This is a genomic window from Pseudomonas sp. NFACC16-2, assembly GCF_900119205.1.
Classification (GTDB): domain Bacteria; phylum Pseudomonadota; class Gammaproteobacteria; order Pseudomonadales; family Pseudomonadaceae; genus Aquipseudomonas; species Aquipseudomonas fluorescens_Q.
In genome coordinates, this window is sequence record NZ_FPIX01000008.1 from 1 (window position 1) to 611 (window position 611).

General features: G+C 61.2%; 1 protein-coding gene. It reads right to left on the bottom strand.

The genetic code is table 11. The features are described from left to right. Nucleotides 1-611, bottom strand: a 611-nt coding sequence (locus BT116_RS09160) for an immunoglobulin-like domain-containing protein (protein ID WP_175557953.1), incomplete at both ends; no start/stop codon positions are given.

The following is a 611-nucleotide window of genomic DNA, read 5'->3' on the forward strand; positions in this document are numbered from 1 at the left end:
TCGTTGACGTCGCTGACGATGGTGCTGACCGGCGCGGTGTTCGGTGCAATCGCTTCCAGATTGCCGCCGGATGCCGAAGCAATCGACTCGGTGACGGTCGTTGGGCCTTGATAAACGTCGTTGCCGACGGCTACGTCCAATACACCCGAGCTTGCACCGGCTTCGATGGTGATGGTCTTGCCGCTGTCCAAAGTCACGGTGACCGGACCATTCTGCGCGGTGACCGGGTTGCCGTTGGCATCGGTCAGGGTCGCGGTGTAAGTGATGGTGCCGTTTTCATTCACGGTCGGTGTGGCGGTCAAGGTCACCGTGGTGGTGTCGTTGACGTCGCTGACGATGGTGCTGACCGGCGCGGTGTTCGGCGCGATGGCCTCCAGGTTGCCACCGGATGCCGAAGCAATCGATTCGGTAACCGTTGTTGGCCCTTGGTACACGTCGTTGCCAACCGCGACATCCAATACGCCGGAGCTTGCGCCTGCGGCGATGGTGATGGTTTTGCCGCTGTCCAAGGTCACGGTAACCGGACCGTTCTGCGCGGTGACCGGATTGCCATTGGCATCGGTCAGGGTCGCGGTGTAGGTGATGGTGCCGTTTTCATTCACGGTTGGCGT